The sequence below is a fragment of the Streptomyces jeddahensis genome, from assembly GCF_001642995.1.
Classification (GTDB): domain Bacteria; phylum Actinomycetota; class Actinomycetes; order Streptomycetales; family Streptomycetaceae; genus Streptomyces; species Streptomyces jeddahensis.
The window spans coordinates 135,884-155,849 of the sequence record NZ_LOHS01000052.1; the positions used below are offsets into that span (position 1 = coordinate 135,884).

General features: G+C 71.1%; 18 protein-coding genes. 12 read left to right on the forward strand and 6 right to left on the reverse strand.

Annotated features, from left to right (window positions below; genetic code table 11):
* Window positions 1–108: 108 nt before the first annotated feature.
* Window positions 109–1,701 (reverse strand): S1C family serine protease, encoded by a 1,593-nt coding sequence (locus STSP_RS08180; protein ID WP_067274036.1) that lies wholly within the window; start codon window positions 1,699–1,701, stop codon window positions 109–111.
* A gap of 304 nt (window positions 1,702–2,005) precedes the next feature.
* Between STSP_RS08180 and STSP_RS08185 the strand changes: the two genes are divergently transcribed.
* Window positions 2,006–2,842 carry a glycerophosphodiester phosphodiesterase gene (locus tag STSP_RS08185; RefSeq protein WP_067274038.1) on the forward strand — a complete coding sequence of 279 codons (837 nt, stop codon included), beginning with the start codon at window positions 2,006–2,008 and terminating at the stop codon, window positions 2,840–2,842.
* 79 nt (window positions 2,843–2,921) lie between these two features.
* Here the strand turns inward: STSP_RS08185 and STSP_RS40735 are convergent, their stop codons facing one another.
* On the reverse strand, window positions 2,922–3,047 hold the full coding sequence (locus tag STSP_RS40735) for a hypothetical protein (RefSeq protein WP_269801031.1): 126 nt from the start codon (window positions 3,045–3,047) through the stop codon (window positions 2,922–2,924).
* On the opposite strand from STSP_RS40735, the gene STSP_RS08190 reads away from it, so the two are divergent.
* Both STSP_RS08190 and STSP_RS08195 read left to right on the forward strand, forming a co-directional pair.
* Window positions 3,004–3,543 carry an ATP-binding protein gene (locus STSP_RS08190; protein WP_067274041.1) on the forward strand — a complete coding sequence of 180 codons (540 nt, stop codon included), beginning with the start codon at window positions 3,004–3,006 and terminating at the stop codon, window positions 3,541–3,543. The genes STSP_RS40735 and STSP_RS08190 overlap by 44 nt on opposite strands.
* Before the next feature lie 166 nt (window positions 3,544–3,709).
* On the forward strand, window positions 3,710–4,699 hold the full coding sequence (locus STSP_RS08195) for a DUF5926 family protein (protein ID WP_067274043.1): 990 nt from the start codon (window positions 3,710–3,712) through the stop codon (window positions 4,697–4,699).
* A gap of 459 nt (window positions 4,700–5,158) precedes the next feature.
* Here STSP_RS08195 and STSP_RS08200 read toward each other — a convergent pair whose 3' ends face one another.
* Complete coding sequence (locus STSP_RS08200) at window positions 5,159–5,824, reverse strand: bifunctional DNA primase/polymerase (protein ID WP_067274046.1); 666 nt, start codon at window positions 5,822–5,824, stop codon at window positions 5,159–5,161.
* 470 nt (window positions 5,825–6,294) lie between these two features.
* Here STSP_RS08200 and STSP_RS08205 point away from each other — a divergent pair, with 470 nt between their 5' ends.
* Window positions 6,295–7,785, forward strand: a complete 1,491-nt coding sequence (locus STSP_RS08205; RefSeq protein ID WP_232789558.1) for a PP2C family protein-serine/threonine phosphatase — start codon at window positions 6,295–6,297, stop codon at window positions 7,783–7,785.
* Window positions 7,786–7,917: 132 nt separating this feature from the next.
* Window positions 7,918–9,378: an aminopeptidase P family protein gene (locus STSP_RS08210; protein WP_067274048.1), complete on the forward strand. Its 1,461-nt coding sequence runs from the start codon at window positions 7,918–7,920 to the stop codon at window positions 9,376–9,378.
* A gap of 81 nt (window positions 9,379–9,459) precedes the next feature.
* Here STSP_RS08210 and STSP_RS08215 read toward each other — a convergent pair whose 3' ends face one another.
* From STSP_RS08215 to STSP_RS08225, 3 genes are all read right to left on the reverse strand, one after another.
* Complete coding sequence (locus tag STSP_RS08215) at window positions 9,460–10,287, reverse strand: triphosphoribosyl-dephospho-CoA synthase (protein ID WP_232789559.1); 828 nt, start codon at window positions 10,285–10,287, stop codon at window positions 9,460–9,462.
* 21 nt (window positions 10,288–10,308) lie between these two features.
* Window positions 10,309–11,277: an intradiol ring-cleavage dioxygenase gene (locus STSP_RS08220; RefSeq protein WP_067274054.1), complete on the reverse strand. Its 969-nt coding sequence runs from the start codon at window positions 11,275–11,277 to the stop codon at window positions 10,309–10,311.
* Between the two features lie 141 nt (window positions 11,278–11,418).
* On the reverse strand, window positions 11,419–11,874 hold the full coding sequence (locus STSP_RS08225) for an ATP-binding protein (RefSeq protein ID WP_067274056.1): 456 nt from the start codon (window positions 11,872–11,874) through the stop codon (window positions 11,419–11,421).
* A 251-nt stretch (window positions 11,875–12,125) separates the two neighbouring features.
* On the opposite strand from STSP_RS08225, the gene STSP_RS08230 reads away from it, so the two are divergent.
* The 7 genes from STSP_RS08230 to pheA all read left to right on the forward strand — a co-directional run bounded on the left by STSP_RS08230 (window position 12,126) and on the right by pheA (window position 19,538).
* Complete coding sequence (locus STSP_RS08230) at window positions 12,126–12,971, forward strand: hypothetical protein (RefSeq protein ID WP_067274058.1); 846 nt, start codon at window positions 12,126–12,128, stop codon at window positions 12,969–12,971.
* A gap of 109 nt (window positions 12,972–13,080) precedes the next feature.
* Window positions 13,081–13,827: a YcnI family copper-binding membrane protein gene (locus STSP_RS08235; RefSeq protein WP_408646244.1), complete on the forward strand. Its 747-nt coding sequence runs from the start codon at window positions 13,081–13,083 to the stop codon at window positions 13,825–13,827.
* A 158-nt stretch (window positions 13,828–13,985) separates the two neighbouring features.
* Window positions 13,986–14,642 carry an SCO family protein gene (locus STSP_RS08240; RefSeq protein ID WP_067274060.1) on the forward strand — a complete coding sequence of 219 codons (657 nt, stop codon included), beginning with the start codon at window positions 13,986–13,988 and terminating at the stop codon, window positions 14,640–14,642.
* A gap of 71 nt (window positions 14,643–14,713) precedes the next feature.
* A complete protein-coding gene (locus STSP_RS08245) occupies window positions 14,714–15,178 on the forward strand; it encodes a copper chaperone PCu(A)C (protein ID WP_067274144.1) in 465 nt (154 codons plus the stop codon).
* A 25-nt stretch (window positions 15,179–15,203) separates the two neighbouring features.
* The gene (locus tag STSP_RS08250) at window positions 15,204–17,270 is read left to right on the forward strand and encodes a copper resistance CopC/CopD family protein (RefSeq protein WP_067274063.1); all 2,067 of its coding nucleotides are present in this window, start codon (window positions 15,204–15,206) and stop codon (window positions 17,268–17,270) included.
* A 5-nt stretch (window positions 17,271–17,275) separates the two neighbouring features.
* Window positions 17,276–18,523, forward strand: coding sequence for an iron uptake transporter deferrochelatase/peroxidase subunit (efeB, locus tag STSP_RS08255; protein WP_067274066.1), 1,248 nt, complete (start codon window positions 17,276–17,278; stop codon window positions 18,521–18,523).
* A 79-nt stretch (window positions 18,524–18,602) separates the two neighbouring features.
* Window positions 18,603–19,538 carry a prephenate dehydratase gene (gene pheA / locus STSP_RS08260; RefSeq protein WP_067274068.1) on the forward strand — a complete coding sequence of 312 codons (936 nt, stop codon included), beginning with the start codon at window positions 18,603–18,605 and terminating at the stop codon, window positions 19,536–19,538.
* The last annotated feature ends 428 nt before the right edge of the window (window positions 19,539–19,966 follow it).

The following is a 19,966-nucleotide window of genomic DNA, read 5'->3' on the forward strand; positions in this document are numbered from 1 at the left end:
TGGGACGGAGCGGCTACAGCCTACCTGTCACGGACATGGGGACGGGAGCGTCCCGCCCCGGGACGCCACGACCCATGCGGCGGCGGGACCGGCCCCGCCGCCGTCGCGTCAACTGTCGCCCTTGCGCTCGCCCAGGACGACGTCGACCGTGTGCTCCTTGCCGTCCCGCTTGAAGGTGATCTTGACCGTGTCGCCGGGCTCGTGGGTCCAGATCTCGCCGATCAGGGTCGGACCGCTGTCGATCACCGTGTCGTCGAGCTTGGTGATGACGTCGCCGGGCTTGAGGCCCGCCTTGTCGGCCGGGCCGCCCGGGGTGACCGGGTCGGCGCCGTCGGCACCCTCTTCGGTGATCTTCGCGCCGTCGCCGTTCTCCTCGAGGGAGACCGAGGCGCCGATCACCGGGTACACCGGCTCGCCCGTCTTGATCAGCTGGTTGGCGACGTTCACCGCCTGGTTGATCGGGATCGCGAAGCCCAGGCCGATCGAGCCGGCCTGGCCGCCGTCCAGGCCGTTGCTCGCGGACTGGATGGCCGAGTTGATGCCGATGACATCGCCGTTCGCGTTGAGCAGCGGGCCGCCGGAGTTGCCCGGGTTGATGGAGGCGTCGGTCTGCAGGGCGCTCATGTACGACGCCTTGGTGGTGCCCGTGCCGTCGCTGGAGGCCACCGGGCGGTTCTTGGCGCTGACGATGCCCGTGGTCACCGTGTTCGACAGGCCGAAGGGTGCGCCGATGGCGATCGTCGCGTCGCCGACGGCCACCTTGTCGGAGTCGGCGAGCCGCAGCGGCCTCAGATTGTCCGGGGCGTTCTTGAGCTTGATGACCGCGACGTCGTAACCCTGGGCGCGGCCGATCACCTCGGCGTCGTACTTCTTGCCGTCGGAGAAGGTCGCGGTGAGCTTGCCGCCGTCCGCCGCGGAGGCCACCACATGGTTGTTGGTGAGGATATGGCCCTGCTTGTCATAGACGAAGCCGGTGCCCGTGCCACCCTCTCCGTCGCCGGCCGTGGCCTCGATGGTCACGACGCTGGGCAGTGCTCTGGCGGCGATCCCGGCGACCGAGGACGGGTCGCGCTTCAGGTCCTGCGGCGTGTTCGAGGCGGAGACCGTGGTCGAGTCGCTGGCGGCGTCGTTGCGCTCCGCCGCCCAGTAGCCGACGCCGCCGCCGACGCCGCCCGCCAGCAGCGCGGCGGCCAGCACCGCGGCGACAAGTCCCCCGCGCCGCCCGCCCGGCTTCGGCTCCGGGGGCTGGTACGAGGATCCCCAGCCGGATCCGCCGCCTCCTCCTGCGTGCGCGGGGACGGCCGGCGGCGGGGGAGGCGGCCAGTCACCGGCGGCGGCACTGCCGTGCGACGCCGCGCCACCGTTCGGCACCGCACCGCCGTGCGGCTCCGGGGCGCCCTGTCCCGGCGTCCCATGAGCGGCGGCACCGGCGTGCGGGTACCCCGCACCATGGGCACCCGCACCATGGGCACCCGCACCCTGACCAAAGGCACTCTGATCGTGCGCGGCCTGCCCGTGCGCGACCTGCGTCACGGTGTCGCCCTGCTGATGTGCCGTGGCGCCCGCAGTGCCCTCGCCCTGCGTTCCGGGCGCCGAGCCGCCGGGCGCCGCCGATGCGGCGGATGTGGCGGGAGTTTCCACCGGCACGGGAGGTGCAGACGGGGCCGGGGGTACCGCAGTGCCCTCGTTCTCGGTGCTCACAGCTCTTCTCCTCGATCCACGGCTGTTCTTCTCGGTCGTACTCGGTTCGCCCAAGGGCACGATCCGGCACGGGCCAGCTGTGCAATATGTATGCGGCCAGCTTTTACCAAGGGACGTCAGGGCACCATAAGCCGTTCCTGTGCGTCCGATGCCATCCTTTATCTCGGATGAAACGGACGCATCCGGGGAGCGCCCTCCGGCCGGAGCCGGCCGCTCCACTCCGCCGCTCTCCGGCGGCGTCTCCGGAACCCGCTTCGGGCCCGCCCCTGGCACATCTACCCAGCGGCGGTGGCACCATGACGCGGTGACCTACGCACGACAGCACCTGATCGAGGTCGTCGCCCACCGCGGAGCCTCCGAGGACGCTCCCGAACACACCCTGGCCGCGTACAAGAAGGCGATCGAGGACGGGGCCGACGCGCTCGAATGCGATGTGCGGCTGACCGCCGACGGTCATCTCGTCTGCGTCCACGACCGACGCGTCAACCGTACGTCCAACGGCCGCGGCGCCGTCTCGGCCCTGGAACTCGCCGATCTCGCCGCGCTCGACTTCGGATCCTGGAAGAAGACGCAGACGCCCGCCGGGGACCGCGGCTGGGAGGAGAGCCCGGACTGGGAGGAGAGCCCGGACCCGGAGGACACCTCCGTCCTCACCCTGGAACGGCTGCTCGAACTCGTGGCCGACGCGGGTCGTCCGGTGGGGCTGGCCATCGAGACGAAGCACCCCACCCGCTGGGCGGGCCAGGTCGAGGAGCGGCTGCTGTCCCTGCTCAAGCGCTTCGGACTCGACGCCCCGCCCGCGGAGGGGCCCTCGCCGGTACGGATCATGAGCTTCTCGGCGCGCTCCCTGCACCGCATCCGGGCGGCGTCGCCCACCTTGCCGGTCGTATACCTGATGCAGTTCCTCTCCCCGCGGCTGCGCGACGGACGCCTGCCCGTCGGGGTGCGCATCGCAGGTCCCGGCATCCGTATCGTCCGCAGCCACCCGGGATACGTCGCCAGGCTGAAGCAGGCGGGCCACCAGGTGCACGTCTGGACCGTCGACCAGCCCGCCGATGTGGAGCTCTGCGCCGAACTGGGCGTCGACGCGATCATCACCAACCGCCCCAGGCAGGTTCTGTCCCAGCTTGGCCGGAATTAGCTCCTCTTACACCGCACCGAGCGCCTGTTACAGGGAGTGCTCCGGCGCGTTCGATCTGTATTCGATCGTGACGAGTGCGTCACAGGACGCGTAGTGGCCGGTTTCCCATCGAACCCATCGGGGCATCCACACCGTGGCGTGGGGCGAAGGAGGTCTCGGGGGTGGCGTTGGTGGTGGCACAGGAGGTGCCCACGTCGTCAAGCATGGCCGTACCCCATGGCCCTGCGGGCGTGGGGGAAGCAAGACACCGGATGCGCAATCAGTTGCGCATAGGCGGCGTACCGGATTCGGTCATAGACGATGCAGTACTGATCCTTTCCGAACTGCTCAGCAATGCTTGCCGACACGGCAGACCGCTGGGCGACGCCCTAGCAGGTGATGGGGATGTCAGGGCCGCGTGGAGCGTGGACGCAGGCGGCCGGCTGACGGTCGAGGTGACGGACGGCGGTGGTCCGACCCGCCCGGTTCCGGCCACGCCCTCGGTCACCGCACATGGCGGCCGCGGGCTCAACATCATCACGGCACTGGCCGACGACTGGGGCGTCCGGGACGACGCACACGGCGAGGTCACGGTCTGGGTCGTGGTCCACGACGATGTGCACGGGCACCGGCGCGAAGACTTCGCTACGCGCATTGCGGCCCCACCGGTGTCCGCCCTGCCGGACCTGGACTTCGCTGACGCCTTCGACGACATGGACTGAACCGGCACCGCCCGGGCCGGAGTCCGGTGGAGTCCGCGATGGGACCGACTTGCCCCGGTTGTGCCGCCGCCACGGCCGTCGTGCCGGGCTGATCCCCGCCGCTGTCCGTACGAGCGGCTAGGCTCGCGCCCGTAACAGGACCAGCCGCTGGCGGGAGACACCCAAGATGGCCAAGAAGCGCAGTCAGACCAAGGCCAAGAAGGCGCAGATCACCACTGGCGCCCGCGCCACGGGCGCCGAGGGTGACGTGCCGGTGGTCGGAGCCCGCGAACCCTGCCCGTGCGGTTCGGGCCGCCGCTACAAGGCATGCCACGGCCGGGCCGCCGCACACGCCGTGACCGAGTTGGTGCACCGCCCCTTCGAGGGCCTGGCCGGCGAGGCGGACTGGATCGCGCTGCGCGAGCTGGTGCCGGCCGCGACGGTCGAACTGACCCTCAAGGAGGGGCTTCCGGAGGGAGTCCCGTCGGTGACCCTCGCGACCGTGCTGCCCATGGCGTGGCCCGCGCTGCGCCGCGACGACGGCTCCGTACTGCTCGGCCTGCAGAACGACACCCCGTCCGGCGACATCAGCCGCGATCTCGCCGACACCCTGCAGCGCGCGCTGACCGCCGAGCCGGGCACGCCGATCCAGGGCCGCCGCGCCCCCTCGGACGGCCCGCGTCTGCAGGACCTCCTCGACCCGAAGGCGCCCTTCGAGCCGGTCGTCCACTCGGGGTTCGAGTTCTGGGTCCCCGACTCCGAGAACGCGTCGCCGGAGGTCACCGCCTCGCTGGAGCGCGCGAACGCCGCCGCGATCCCCACCGTGAAGCTCTCCGGCGTCGACGCCGCGTACTGGTGCGAGACCCCGGAGAAGAACCACCTGCGCTGGGTCATGCCGTATCCGGAGGAGCAGCTCATCGACGCGCTCGCGCGGCTGCACGCGGCCGGTGCGTCGGGGCTCGGCGAGGGCACGCGCCTGGTCGGCTCGTTCCGCGCGCACGGACTCACGGTTCCGGTCTGGGATCTGCCCTCGGGCGTCTCGGCGGACGACATCGAGAAGCCGGCGGCTGAATTCGCCGAGCGGCTCGCCGGGGCACTCGCCTCCGATGCGCCGCTCACGGCGGACGAGCGCCGCGCCCGCGGTGGCCTCACGAATCGACAGGTAACGCTCAGCTGACGCACAGCTGCGCGAACCGTCGGCCGGAGATCCTTGGATCGGTCGTGAGACCTGTCACAACTCCCTGCGAATGCAGGTAATTCGGCCCCGGGATCCACGAGATCGAATTTGCGAATAGCCGATCTCTTGTTACCGTTCAATTGAGCCCGGTTGCTGGTGCATCCCCCGTCGCCAGCAACCGGGCGCTTCCATGTCCACCTCGCGGCCCGGGGTCTCGAGGCCGTCGTGGGACGAGAGTTCGCAGCCGCACCGGGCGGCGGCCGCGTCTGGATGCGCAGCCGTGCGGTCCGTTCCTCGGTCCGAGCCGGTCGCGAGCCGGCTATCGCGTCCTGAGCGCCACCGCGGCCGGGGCAACGCCTCGAACGTCTCCGGAGATCCGGGGACGCCCGCCGGGAACAGACCATGGCCCGAAGATAACGGCGGTTCGCACATGCACAGTTCGCCGCGCGCCGGTCGGCCCTACAACTCGGGCGCGCTCACACCCGTACGAGTGAGGGCCTCCACGACGGCGTCCACGACGGCCTCGACATCCGGCACCCAGGGGGCCGCGGAGCCGGGGAGCGGAGCGCGCTCCCAGCGGACCTGGCCCTGGCCGGTCACCGAGGGAGGCAGCGGCAGATAGCCGCCCTCGCCGTGGAAGCGGAGCGAGCCGGGCACGTGGTCCTTGGCGTACAGCAGCTCGCCGAGCCGCTCCAGGGAGTAAGGCGCGACCAGCACGAACCAGCGGTCAGGCGTGGCCACGACCGGGCCGAGCCGCACATCCCCGCGGGCGAGCGCCGCGAGGGCGCGGGCGCCCGCGGCGGCCGGCAGGCTGACCGCGCACGGGGCGCGGCCTCCGGTGGCGAGCACGATCGGCGCCTCGGGCCGGTTGGTCCACCACCAGCGCACCATGCGCTCGTCGGTGGTGGCGGCCAGCAGAGCAGGGTCGAAGGGATGAGCGCCGGGCACCGTGCATTCCGGGTCGGGGCAGGCGCAGAGGGCACCGCCCCCCGTCCGGAGCCCCACGCCCGGGAGTACGGGCCACTGCCATGCGGTCGCGAAGGTCAGGGCCGCGCTGATCAACTCAGGCCTCCCGTTGGTTCGCCTGGAGAGGAACCTGCGTCGCCTTCCGGGGATCTCGCGCATGAGCGCTCGTTCCTTTCCGTTGAACGCCGAGGGTCACGTCACACCATGTGTGCATCACTTACTGTGCGTACAAGCAGGCGCATCACACCCCAGCCTGAGGGCAGGGGGAAACCCCGAGTAGCCGCTACAGCCAAGCGTCGGCTGCGTCCATTAAAAGCATGGCGTGGGGTGGCGGCGCCTGGCGTTTGCCGTCGCGCGTGGTTCTTGCCGCCTCCACCACGGGAGGATGGGGTCGCGGTCGTCGATGGTTAAGACGCCCGGCTCCGGCGCCAGGTTCCGGGATGGTCCCAACTGCCCCTGGCCTTCACCGAGTACGTACCCATCACAACCGCGATGACGCTCCGTCGAACGAAAACCAGTCGACCGCAATATGCCGTTACCTGGGGCAATTTTCAGCCAAGTTCCTATCATCGAGCGCACCTCATGGACACCACGAATCCCGCAGGACAATGCTGGACATCCCCTCATGAGTGCGTGTAGATGTGGAGACACTGCTAGCGGCGCAGATTGACATGGGGGTTTGCGATGCTATTGGGCAATACGCACCGTCCCGGAAGCCGGACGCCATGAACGCCCCGCACCTTCCGAAAGTGGCTGGAATCGATTCAACGGTTCCCCAGCCCGCACACACTGTCGCGCCCGCATCCTCCGCATCGGACTCCCCGTCCACTGCTTCCCCCAGCGCCCCCTGCACCGTGCTCCAGGACCGGCTCGCCGGCTGGGTCTCCGACCTCACCACGCTGCACGAACTCACCGAACGGCTGGCCCGCACGGCGTCCTTGGACGGCGCCCTGCACGAACTGCTGGACGCCGGAGCCGCTCTCGTCGGCGCCCGCCGCGGGCTCGTGGTCCTGGAGCCGGCCGACGGCCGCGGCCCTGACACCACGATCGGCCTCGGCCTGGGCCGCGCCGACCTCGGCCACATGGAGACGGTGCCGCGCAGCTCCACCGCGTACGGCCGGATCCTGGAGGGTCTGCCGGGCGGCGATGCCGAGATCGCCCACCCCGACCTGTTCGCGGAAGAAGGGCTGGATCCGCGCCACCGCGCCGTCGCGTCCCGCCTCGGCTTCGCCGCGAGCTACACGCTGTCGCTGGCCACGGACGCGGCGGGCCTGCTCGGCGCGGTGGTCTGGCTGTACGACGAGCCGGCCGAGCCCGTCGAACGACAGCGGCACCTCGTGGGTCTCTACGCGCACTACGCCACCGAGCACCTGGCCCGGCTGCTCGAACTGGAGCGGGCCCGCTCCACGGTGGCGACCATCACCGGCGAGCTGCTGCCGACGAGGCTGCCCCGGGTCGCCGGAGTGCAGCTGGCCGCCCGCCATCGCACCGGCCCGTGCGGCGGCGGCGACTGGTACGACGCGCTGCCGCTGCCCGAGGGCGCGCTCGGACTCGCCGTCGGCTCCGTCACCGGGTCCGGGCCGAGCGCGGTGGCGGCGATGGGGCGGCTGAGGGCGTCCCTGCGGGCGTATGCGGTGATGGAGGGCGAGGATCCCGTCGCGGTGCTGTCCGATCTCGAGCTGCTGATGCGGCTGACCGAGCCGGCCCGGAGCGCTACCGCCCTGTTCGCGTACTGCGAACCCGGGCTGCGCAAGATCACGCTGGCCGGGGCCGGGCACAGCCCGCCGCTGATCGTCGGTGAGCGGCGCACGGAGTTCGTGGAGACCTCGCTGTCCGCGCCGCTGGGGATGCTCGCGTGCTGGGAGGCGCCGAGCGTGGAGATCAGGCCGCAGCCAGGAGAAACGGTGCTTCTGTGCACCGACGGACTGCTGCAGCGCACCGGCGATCCGATGGACCGGGCCTTCGCGCGGCTGCACGCGGCGGCGGCCGGCGTGCCGCGGCTGCTGCGCCAGGATCCCGGCGGCATCGCCGACCATGTGCTGCGCCAGATGCTGCCGGGCGGGCTCGCGGAGGCCGACAGCGAGGAGGACGTGGTGCTGCTGGCGGCCCGCTTCGAGTGAGCCGGGCGCTCGCGTAGCGCGACAGGTCCTTCGGGCCTGGTCGCCCTTACATGCGGCCGTACGATGGTGGGGGCCCCTCTGCTCCGCCACAGCTGAGAGCCTGGGGGAAGATCCAGTGCCGTATCGAGGAGGATGACCGTGGCCGACGAGCTCCCGGAGCCGGAGACCGAGACCGAAGAGCCGATCAAGCAGCGCAAGAACGGCCTGTACCCGGGCGTTTCCGATGAGCTCGCCGAGAACATGAAGTCCGGCTGGGCCGACACCGAGCTGCGCGACCTGCAGCCGATCCCCCAGGCCGAGCACACCGCCCGCCGCCGCGCCGCGCTCTCCGCGCGCTTCCCCGGCGAGCGCCTCGTCATCCCCGCGGGCAACCTGAAGACCCGCTCGAACGACACCGAGTACCCGTTCCGCGCTTCCGTCGAGTACGCGTACCTCACCGGAAACCAGACCGAGGACGGCGTCCTCGTCCTGGAGCCGAAGGCCGAGGGCCACGAGGCGACGATCTATCTGCTGCCGCGCTCCAACCGTGAGAACGGCGAGTTCTGGCTGGACGGCCAGGGCGAGCTGTGGGTCGGCCGCCGCCACTCCCTCGCGGAGGCCGAGCAGCTGTACGGCCTGCCCGCCGCCGATGTGCGTGAGCTGGCCGACAAGCTGCGCGAGGCCACGGGCCCGGTCCGGGTCGTGCGGGGTTACGACGCCGGGATCGAGGCCGCGCTCACCGACAAGGTGACGGGCGAGCGCGACGAGGAGCTGCGCGTCTTCCTCTCGGAGGCCCGCCTGGTGAAGGACGAGTTCGAGATCGGCGAGCTGCAGAAGGCCGTCGACTCGACGGTGCGCGGCTTCGAGGACGTCGTGAAGGTCCTCGACAAGGCCGAGGCGACCAGCGAGCGCTACATCGAGGGCACGTTCTTCCTGCGCGCCCGCGTCGAGGGCAACGACATCGGCTACGGCTCGATCTGCGCGGCAGGGCCGCACGCCTGCACCCTGCACTGGGTGCGCAACGACGGCCCGGTGCGCTCCGGCGACCTGCTCCTGCTGGACGCGGGCGTGGAGACCCACACCCTCTACACGGCCGACGTCACTCGCACGCTGCCGATCAACGGCCGGTACAGCGAGATCCAGCGGAAGATCTACGACGCCGTGTACGAGGCCCAGGAGGCCGGGATCGCGGCCGTGAAGCCGGGCGCGAAGTACCGCGACTTCCATGACGCGGCGCAGCGCGTGCTGACCGAGAAGCTGGTCGAGTGGGGGCTCGTCGAGGGCCCGGTCGAGCGCGTCCTGGAGCTGGGGCTGCAGCGCCGCTGGACCCTGCACGGCACCGGTCACATGCTCGGCCTGGACGTCCACGACTGCGCGGTCGCGCGGACCGAGACGTACGTGGACGGCACGCTGGAGCCCGGTATGTGCCTGACTGTGGAGCCGGGCCTGTACTTCCAGGCGGACGATCTGACGGTGCCGGAGGAGTACCGCGGCATCGGTGTCCGTATCGAGGACGACATCCTCGTGACGGAGGACGGCAACCGGAACCTGTCGGCGGGGCTGCCGCGCCGATCCGACGAGGTCGAGCTGTGGATGGCGAAGCTCAAGGGCTGAGAAGACCGTTCGTACGGGGTGGCCGGGCGCTTTGGCGGCGCCCGGCCGCTGCCGTATCCGGGGTGCGTACGGCCCTGCCCGTCACACGGGGGCCGGCATGACGGGCAGGGAGTTCAGGAAGAGCGCGCCGGCGAGCAGGCTGCCGCTGCCGCGGGGGTGCAGACCGTCGCCCCGAAGGCCGGCGTCGAACTGCGCGAGCGCCGCGCGGCCCTCTTCTGTGGCGGTGCCTCCGGCGTCGAGGACGGCACGGGCGCCCGCCTGGACACGGCGCAGACCGTGGGGGCCCGCGGTGTAGAGCAGCCCCGTGTCCTGGAGCATGGACATCACGGTGAGCAGGGCGTCCAGCCGGGCGCAGGTCCCGTCGGCGCCTGCCCTGGCCAGCGCCTCCGACGCCCGGCGCACATGCGGGAAACCGGCGCGCGCCTCGCCACGTGCGCCCGCCGCGCCGTACTTGGCGGAGACCGTCGAGCCCACGGAGGGCCGTCGCGGGGCGCGGCGGTCCGGGTGGGCCGCGATGCGCTTGGCGGTGGCCATGATGTCGCTCGGTACGGCCCGGGGTTCCAGGGCGGCCGCGGCGACCAGCAGGCCGAGCGTCCACAGCGCCCCGCGGTGGCCGGCGCCCGCCAGCCGCGCCGAGCGCTCGGTGGCCCGGCCGATCGCGCCGAGCTCCTCGCGGAGGGCGCGGCCGGGCTCACCGATACGGCGCGCGGCCGCCGCCATGGCCGCAAGGCCGGGCGCCAGCGCCTTGGCCGACCAGCGCAGGGAACTCAGGTCCTGGCGGGTGGCGAGTGCCTCGAGGTCGCGGGCGTCGGGCAGTCCCGGCTTGGGGGTGAGCCGGAGCTGCTCGATCAGGGCGTCCACGGCGGCCGTCGCCAGCGCCTCGTCCTTGCGGTCCATGGCGGTTTTCATTCGGTTACGCGTTCCATACGGCTACGAGGAGGCGGACTCGGATGCGGAGGCGCTGGGTGCGTCGCTCGGGGCACCGCTGGGCGCGTCGCTCGGGGCACCGCTGGGTGCGTCACCTGGGGCGCCACTCGGGGGCGTGCCGCCGTCGCCGCCGCTGCCCGCACCGTCGTTCTCGGCGTCGGCGTCGATGCCCAGGGTGATGAACCCCTTGTATCCCTTCGAGGGGTCGCTCTTGTGCACCGGCTTGAGGGTCAGCAGTCCGCTGGACGCGCCCCCGCCGTCGTACACCATGTCGTCGTCGAGCTTCGTGTAGGAACCGGTGTGCTTCGCGTACGGCTCCAGCTCGAAGATCGCCTCGGCGACGTCGTCGTCGAAGAACAGCTGGCCGGTGTAGTTGACCTTCCCGCCCTCGTAGGTGCCGTCCTCCTTCTCGCCGCCGGTGTGCACCTTGACGTGGATGTGGCAGGTGCGCGGCGTGTACCAGCCGGGGACGATCGTCTCGAACTTCACCACCCCGCTGGCATTGGCGATCTGATAACCCCGCAGATACGTCTGGTCGTTGGCGGTGGAGCCGTCCTCGCTCTCGGCGGGGGCGCTGCCGCCCGGGTTGGCTGTCGTGTAGCCCGAGTAGTAGCCCCAGGCGTCGCAGTGCCAGATCTCGACGGCCGCTCCGGCGACCGGCGCGCAGGACTCGGTGGTGTCCTGGACGGTGATGCGGAGGGTCAGCGGGACGCCCGCCTTGCCCTCGGTGATGTCCTTCCGCACGAGGGCGCCGTCCAGGTAGTACGGCCCTTCGGTGACGCTCGACATGAGGACGCACGTCCCGCTGGACGAGCTGGTGGAGCTGGCGGCGGCCGTGGCCGCGTCGCCCACCTCGTCGGCGAAGGCTCCCTGGTACCCGGCGAGCGCGAGGCCGCCGGCTCCGGCCACGCCGCCGCCGACGGCGAGGGCGCGACGTCTGGTGAGGGACTTGTCAGAGTGTTTTCCCGTCATGTGACGGGACGCTAGGGAGGATTCCTCGGAAGGGCATCGGCGCAAGCTGTGGATGTCCTGGGTGGCCTGCGGTGACGGCTACATCGGCTGCGGTGACGGCTCCATCTGCCGCAGTGACCGCTACACCGGCTGCGGTGACCGCTACACCGTCACCAGCGGCGCGTCCTCCCGCCACTTGAGGGTCTTGTCGAAGCTGACCACCGCGCCGCCTCTGCCCGGCTTGTTGCCGAACTGCACATGATCGGCGAGCTCCCGAATGAGGCACAGGCCCCGGCCGTGTTCGGCGTCGGCGGCGGCGGGACGTGCCGCCGGGCGGGGGCGTCCGGCCGGGAATCCGGGGCCGGAGTCGGCGACTTCGATGCGGCACTTCTCGCCGTCGAGGTAGGCCGTCACCCGGTACGCGCCCGCGGATCCGCCGGGGGCCGCTTCCCCTCCGTGCTCCACGGCGTTGGCGCAGGCCTCGCTCAGAGCGACGGACAGGTCGTACGAGATATCGGGGTCCACGCCCGCGGTCTCCATCGTCCCGATCAGCAGGCGCCGGGCGAGCGGCACGCTCGCAGCTTCACGCCGCAAATGGAGGGACCACCACATGCTCATGCTCTCCAGCCTCCTGGCTGCGGCTCGACATACGGATACGTATTGCCACAAGCGCACGAAGTAAGCACAGGGTTGACGCGATGCCGCTCGGACGGCGGATGCGGCGGCTGGGCGAGTCGGTGTATGGGCAGGCCGGCTGGAGATCTGGACCGAAAGGAATCTTGCGTATACATCGGGATTCTCCAGGCGTGGCGTGACCTTGCGGACCTGCCGTACGGAGCGGTCAGGGCCAGTGCGATGATGGCTCGGCCATGACTGCCCCCCGCCAGCGCACGGCGCACGACGGAGTCGATCTCCGGATCCTCAGGGCCGCGGTGTTCACCGCGGTCTGCGTCGCGCTGTCCGCGGCAGGCCATGTGCTCGCCTCCTGCGAGGCGCTCCCGCTGTGGGCGCTCGGGGTGTCGTCCTTCGCCGTCTTCGCCGTCGCGGTGCCGTTCGCCGGGCGTGAGCGTGCCCTGCCCGGTATCGCCGCGGTGCTGGCCGTGGGTCAGGCCGCGCTGCACACGCTGTTCGGCTTCGCCCAGGGCGGTACGCAGATGGCCATGGGCGTCGTCGGCGGGACTTCGTCTGCGGGGGGCGCCGGTTCGTCGTCGGCGCTCACGGATGCCGCACTGGTGGAGCGGGCCGCACGGCTGGTGTGCGGAGCCGGAGCCGCGGCGATCAGCCCGGCCCAGGCCCAGCGGATCCTCTCGGGCGCGGGCCTCGAACCGGGCGGGTCCCTGCACGACCACACCGCGGCGGCGTCCACCGCCACCGGCTCCGCGGCCTCGCTGCTGCCGTCCCTGCCCATGCTTCTCGCGCACGTGCTCGCGGCCGTCGTCGCCGGCTGGCTGCTGCGCCGCGGCGACATCGCACTGGGGCGCCTTCTGCGGCTTTCCGCGCACGGAGTCGCCGAAGCGGCGCGCGTACGGTCGCTGCGCCGTGCCCTCGCGCTCGTACGCGCCCTGCTCACCGGGCTTCCCACGGCGCCGGAGCTGGGTCCGCGTACGCCGCGCACCGCGTTGCTCCGGCCCGCGAAGCCGCGTGTCTCCGCACTTCAGCACACGGTGATCAGGCGCGGGCCGCCATCCGCGGCCGCGTTCCTTCTCGCTGCCTGACACGCGCACCACTCCACTCGACGGAGGAGGTGCCGTGCGGCACGCGCGCGTGCCCATGGGGCGCGCCACCTTCCGACGACAACACTGCTGAAGTGGAGTGTTCTCCCGCATGAACCCTCTGAAGGTTTCCCGTCTGCCCGTCGTGGTCGCCGCGGCCGGCGCCGCCGTCCTGCTGTTCTCCGCCCCTGCCTTCGCGCACGTCACCGTGCAGCCGGAGGGCGAGGCGGCCAAGGGCGGGTACGCCGTCATCGACTTCAAGGTGCCGAACGAGCGCGACAACGCCTCGACGACGAAGCTCGAGGTGAGCTTCCCGACCGACCATCCGCTCGCCTCCGTGATGCCCCAGCCCGTCGACGGCTGGAAGGTCGAGGTCACCAGGTCCAAGCTCGACAAGCCGCTCGAGATGCACGGCGAGAAGATCACCGAGGCCGTCTCCAAGGTCACCTGGACCGCCGACGGCAAGGGCATCCAGCCCGGCTACTTCCAGAAGTTCCCGCTCTCCGTCGGCCAGCTGCCGGAGGACACCGACGAGCTCGTCTTCAAGGCGATCCAGACGTACTCCAACAAGGAGGTCGTGCGCTGGATCGAGGTGCAGCAGGAGGGCCAGGAGGAGCCGGAGAACCCGGCGCCGGTGCTGGAGCTGTCGGCGGCGACCGACGGCCACCACGGCGGCGGTTCGGGCGACACGGCCTCCTCGGACGAGTCCACGCCGGACTCGGGAACGGCCGAGACGGCGGCTGCCTCGGCGGACTCCAGCGACACCACCGCACGCGTCCTCGGCATCGTCGGCATCGCCGTGGGCGTAGCGGGCGTGGCGTTCGGCGTGCTGGCCCGGCGCAGGCGCCCCAGCAGCTGATCTCGACCGGCAGCTGCCCATGCCGGACATGCGCCTGCCGGGCGCCGAGCGGCTGGGCAGCTGAGCAACCACCCGGTGGGCCCGGGGTCGCGCCGATGGCTCATGGCTGCGGACGACCCCGGCGCCGACCGGACACCTCACATCTGGGACATTTTCGTATGCGCAAGAACACCCTCCTCGCCGCCGCGCTGGTGGCCGCCGCAACGCTGACCCTCTCCGCGTGCGGCAGCGGTGACGACGGCAAGAAGCCCGTCGCCGAGGTGTCCGTGGAGTCGGGCAGCTCGGACAAGGCCGCGACCGTGCTGGACAAGCCGTTCACCAAGCCGGACCTGGTTCTCACCGACACCCACGGCAAGAAGTACGACCTGGTCGAGCAGACCAAGGGCAGGCCGACGCTGATCTACTTCGGCTACACCCACTGCCCCGACGTCTGCCCGCTGACCATGAGCAACATCGCGGTCGCCAAGAAGCAGCTGCCCAAGGCCGAGCAGGACAAGCTGCGCGTCGTCTTCGTCACCACCGACCCGGAGCGGGACACCCCGTCCGCGCTCGCCAGCTGGCTGAAGGCGCAGGACCCCGACTTCATCGGCCTGACCGGGGACTTCTCCACCATCCAGGCCGGCGCCCGGCAGCTCGGCATCTCCATCGAGCCGCCGACCAAGGACAAGAACGGCAAGGTCGTCTCGATGCACGGCACCCAGGTCGTCGCCTTCTCCCCGAAGACCGACGCGGGCTATGTCCTGTACGGCGAGGACGCCACGGTCGACGACTACACGAAGGACCTGCCGAAGCTGATCAAGGGGGAGACGCCGTGAGGCGCGGGGTCCGCACGCGGACCGGCGCCCGCGACGCGAGGGGACTCGCGACCGGCGGCGCCAAGGGACTCATGACCGGCGGCGCGCTGCTCGTCGCCGCCGGGCTCGTGCTCACCGGCTGCGGCTCCGCCGACGGCTCGGCGCAGACGGACGCGGCCTCGAAGAAGCCCGACCTGAAGGTGAGCGGGGCCTATATGCCGGTGCCGCCGACGGCCGACATGGCCGCGGGATACTTCACCGTCACCAACTCGGGCGGCGCGGACGAGCTCACCTCCGTCACCAGCGACATAGCCGCCGACGTCACCCTCCACACCACCGACGGCGGGGCGATGAAGGAGCAGAAGTCCTTCGACGTACCCGCGGGCGGCAGGCTCGACTTCGCACGCGGCGGAAACCACGTGATGTTCGACAAGCTCACGCACAGGCCGAAGCTGGGCGAGAAGGTCTCCGTCGAGTTGCACTTCGCCGAGTCCGGCACGATCACCGTTGAGGTGCCGGTGAAGGCCGCCACGTACAACCCGTCAAGCCATCACTGAGACGCAGTCAGAGGACGGAGAGTCCATGAGGTCCATCGCTCCTCGCTTCGGGCATCTTCTGGCGCTGCTGATCGCCGTGACGGGCGCGCTCCTCGCCGGTGCCGCGCCCGCATCGGCGCATGCCGCGCTGCTCGGGAGCGACCCCAAGCAGGGGGCAGTGGTCGCCACGGCGCCGAAGCAGGTGTCGCTCACGTTCTCGGAGGACGTGGCGATGTCGGACGGCTCGATCCGGGTGCTCGACCCGGCCGGCAAGCGCGTCGACACCGGCAGCCCCGAGAACCTCGGCAGCGACGTCTACAGCGTGAAGCTGCACTCGGGGCTGCCCAACGGCACGTTCACCGTCGCCTACCAGGTGGTGTCGGCCGACAGCCACCCGGTCTCCGGCGCCTTCACGTTCTCGGTGGGCGCGCCGTCCAAGACCTCGGTCGCGCTGGGGGACCAGACGGCGGGCGGCGGTATCGTCGGCGGGCTCTACGGCATTGCGCGCTATGTGTCGTACGCCGGGTTCATCGTCATGGTCGGCGGGGCCGCCTTCGTACTGGCCTGCTGGCCGCGCGGCGCCGGAGTGCGGGCGGTGCAGCGGGTCGTGGTCTCCGGCTGGGTCGCGCTGACCGCGGCCACCCTCGCGATGCTGCTGATGCGGGGCGCGTACACCGGCTCGGGGAAGCTCGCCGACGTCTTCGACCTGGGGCAGCTCGGCACGGTGCTGCAGACCAAGACCGGAGCGGCACTCAGCTCACGCCTGCTGCTGCTCGCCGCGGCCGCTCTGTTCATCGCGGTGCTGTTCGGGGCGTACGTCAGGCATGCGGAAGACGGGGAGCAGGGAGACCAGGGGGACGAGGCAACCCACGATGCCGCAGGCGGTGACGGCGACACCGACCGGCACGGCGACACCGACCGGCACGGCGGGACCGACCAGCACGCCGAGGCCGACAGCCGGAAGAGCGACCTCGCCTTCGGCCTCGCCATCGGCGGCACCGTCGTCGCGGCGGGCCTCGCCGCCACCTGGGCCATGGCCGAGCACGCCTCGACCGGTATCCAGGCAGGGCTCGCGATGCCCGTCGACGTGCTGCATCTGCTAGCGGTCGCGGCCTGGCTGGGCGGTCTGACGACGCTGCTGGTGTCGCTGTACCGCGCGCCCTCGATCGAGGCCTCAGCCGTACGCCGCTTCTCGCGCATCGCGCTCGGCAGCGTCACCGTGCTGGCGGCGACCGGCATCTACCAGTCGTGGCGCCAGGTCGGCTCCTGGTCGGCGCTCACCGGTACGGCGTACGGGCAGCTGCTGCTCGTGAAGGTCGGGCTGGTCGCCGTACTGGTGGGCATCGCCTGGATCTCCCGCCGGTGGACCGCGCGACTCACGGACACACCCGGTGTGGACGCCGAGGACGAGCTGGGCGCCGAAACCGCCGCGAAGGCCGCATCGGCACACGCCGCGCAGGCCGCATCGGCACACAGTACGAGCGAGCGCGTCACCGTGCCGCCCGAGGGACCGGGGTCCGCCGAGGGGAAGGCGGGCGGGGACGCCGCACGCGCCGCCCAACTCGCCCGCCAGCAGGCCGCCATGGCCACCGCGCGCAAGAAGCGCATCCGGGACGCCGATCCGCACCGCTTCGGCCTGCGCCGTTCCGTGCTCGCCGAAGCCGGCGTCGCCGTGGTGCTGCTCGCGGTCACCACGGTACTGACGTCCACCGAGCCGGGCCGTACGGAGCAGGAGGCCGCGCGTGCCACCAGCGCGGCATCGGAGCTGAGCGGACCCGTCTCCCTGGACATTCCGTTCGACACGGGCGGCGAGGACGGCAAGGGCACCGTGTCGCTCGATCTGACGCCGGGCCGGACCGGCAGCAACGAGATGCATGTCTATGTGAAGCGCCCGAACGGCAAGCCCTTCGACATCCCCGAGATCAAGGTGTCCTTCACGCTCACGTCCAAGGACATCGGGCCGCTGCCCGTCACCCCCGACCACCTCCTCACCGGGCACTGGAGCGCACGCGGGGTGCAGATCCCGATGGCCGGCGACTGGAAGGTCGCCGTGACCGTGCGGACCTCGGACATCGACCAGGTGACCGTCAACAAGAACGTGAAGATCGGCTGACCACCATGCCTGACCAGTCCATTTCCCGACGACGCCTCCTCGGTACGGCCGGCGCCACCGGCATCGCGTTGGGCGCCGCAGGCGGTGCCGCGGGGTACGCCGTGGCGTCCTCGGGCTCCGGTGAGGGCTCGGGCGGCACGGCCGCCGCGCCGCTTACCTCCCTCGGCTCCGAAGAGGTGATGTTTCACGGGAAACATCAGCCAGGCATCACGACGCCGATGCAGGGCCACGGCCATCTCATCGCGTTCGACCTGGTGGCCGGTGCGGGCCGCAAGGAGGCGGCCGCGCTGCTGCGCCGCTGGTCGGCGACGGCGGAGCGGCTGATGGCGGGCGAGGCCGCCGCAAGCGATGACACCGACGTCGCGCGCGATGCCGGGCCCTCGTCCCTGACCGTGACCTTCGGCTTCGGCTCCACCTTCTTCTCGCGCACGGGCCTGGAGAAGCAGCGCCCGGTGGCCCTCGATCCGTTGCCGGACTTCTCCTCGGACCACATCGACCAGGCGCGCAGCAATGGCGACCTGTGGGTGCAGATCGGGGCGAACGACGCGCTCGTCGCCTTCCACGCGCTGCGCGCCGTCCAGACGGAGGCCCGTGGCGTCGCACGCGTCCGCTGGCAGATGAACGGCTTCAACCGCTCGCCCGGCGCGACCGCCCGACCCATGACGGCCCGCAATCTGATGGGCCAGATCGACGGCACGAACAACCCGAAGCCGACGGACGACGACTTCGACCAGCGCATCTTCGTGCCGACCTCCGGCGACCCGTCCTGGATGGCGGGCGGCTCCTACGCCGTCGTACGCCGCATCCGGATGCTCCTCGACGACTGGGAGAAGCTGTCCCAGAAGGACCAGGAGAACGTCATAGGGCGGCGCAAGTCCGACGGCGCGCCCCTCACCGGCGGCACCGAGACGACCGAACCGAAGCTCGAGCAGACCGACGCCGACGGCAACCTCGTCATCCCGATCAATGCGCACGCCCGCATCACACGGCCCGACCAGAACGGCGGGGCCGCGATGCTGCGCCGGCCGTTCTCCTTCCACGACGGTTTCGATGCGGACGGAGTGCCGGACGCGGGCCTGCTCTTCATCTGCTGGCAGGCCGACCCGCTGCGCGGCTTCGTACCGGTGCAGCGCAAGCTCGACCGCGGCGACGCCCTGTCTCCGTTCATCCGGCACGAGTCGAGCGGCCTCTTCGCCGTGCCGGGCGGCGCGGCCAAGGGCGAGTACGTCGGACAGCGGCTGCTGGAAGCCTGATCAGCCTGATAAGCCTGATCGAGCGGGGTCGGAGGCCGCGTGCGGAAGCCGCAGTGGCGGCTGGCATTAGGGTGACGGTATGTCCGCCACCCGCTACACGTACCTCGGCCCCGCAGGCACCTTCACCGAGGCCGCACTCCGCAAGCTCCCGGAAGCCGCCACGCGGGAGCTCGTCCCCATGGTGACCGTGTCCGCGGCTCTCGACGCCGTGCGCGCCGGCGAGGCCGCGGCCGCGCTCGTGCCGATCGAGAACTCCGTGGAGGGCGGCATCACCACGACCCTCGACGAGCTCATCGCGGGCGAGCCGCTGATGATCTACCGCGAGGTGCTGCTGCCGATCACCTTCGCGCTGCTGGTCCGGCCCGGCACGCAGCTGGCCGACATCAAGACGGTGACCGCGCATCCGGCTGCGCAGACGCAGGTCCGCAACTGGCTGGCGGCGAACCTCCCGGACGCCGTGTGGGAGTCGTCCGCATCGAACGCCGACGGCGCGCGACTGGTGCAGGAGGGCCGCTACGACGCGGCCTTCGCGGGCGAGTTCGCGGCGGCGACCTACGGCTTGGAGCCTCTGGTCACCGAGATCCACGACGCGGCGAACGCGCAGACCCGCTTCGTGCTGGTCGGCCGCCCCGCCCGGCCCGCGGCCCCGACCGGGGCGGACAAGACGTCGGTGGTCATCTGGCAGCGCGACGACCACCCGGGTGCACTGCTGGAACTGCTCCAGGAGTTCGCGGTACGCGGGGTCAACCTGGTGCTGCTGCAGTCCCGGCCGACCGGCGAGGGCATCGGGAGTTACTGCTTCGCGATCGACGCCGAGGGGCACGTCTCGGACCCCCGGGTCGGCGAGGCCCTCATGGGGCTCAAGCGGATCTGCCTGAAGGTGCGGTTCCTCGGGTCGTATCCCCAGGCCGATGTCTCGCCCCAGGATGTGCGGGCTCTCAGGCCCGGGACGTCCGACGGCGACTTCGCGGAGGCGTCGGACTGGCTGACGCGCTGCCGGGACGGGCGGTTCTGACTGGTCCGCCGGCACGGGCGGCTCTGAGCAGAGTTATCCACCGGTACCCCCTACGGTCCTACCTGCAGATTTTCCTCATCCACAGCAGTTATCCACAGGTTGGCTTCTCGACCTGGGGACAAGTCGACAACGAAGTGCACTACGCACGACACAGTCGACAAATCGCTCTCCGCCGCCCATGTCTCTCCACTCTCACCCACATCACCCGTCGTCCACCCGTTTCACTTGATCAACCCTTTGGGGCGAACCATTTCCACCCGAAAGGGGACCCACGGGCGGTTTGAACCGGGAATGCGCCGTCCCGCTTGCGGCTTTCGGAATGATCACTTCCGGCATCCACAGATCTTGCACACAGCCTGTGGATAACTTTTCCGCGCATGGATTCCTGTGGACAACGGAGCCCCAAGTGCCGCCCCACACAAGGTGAT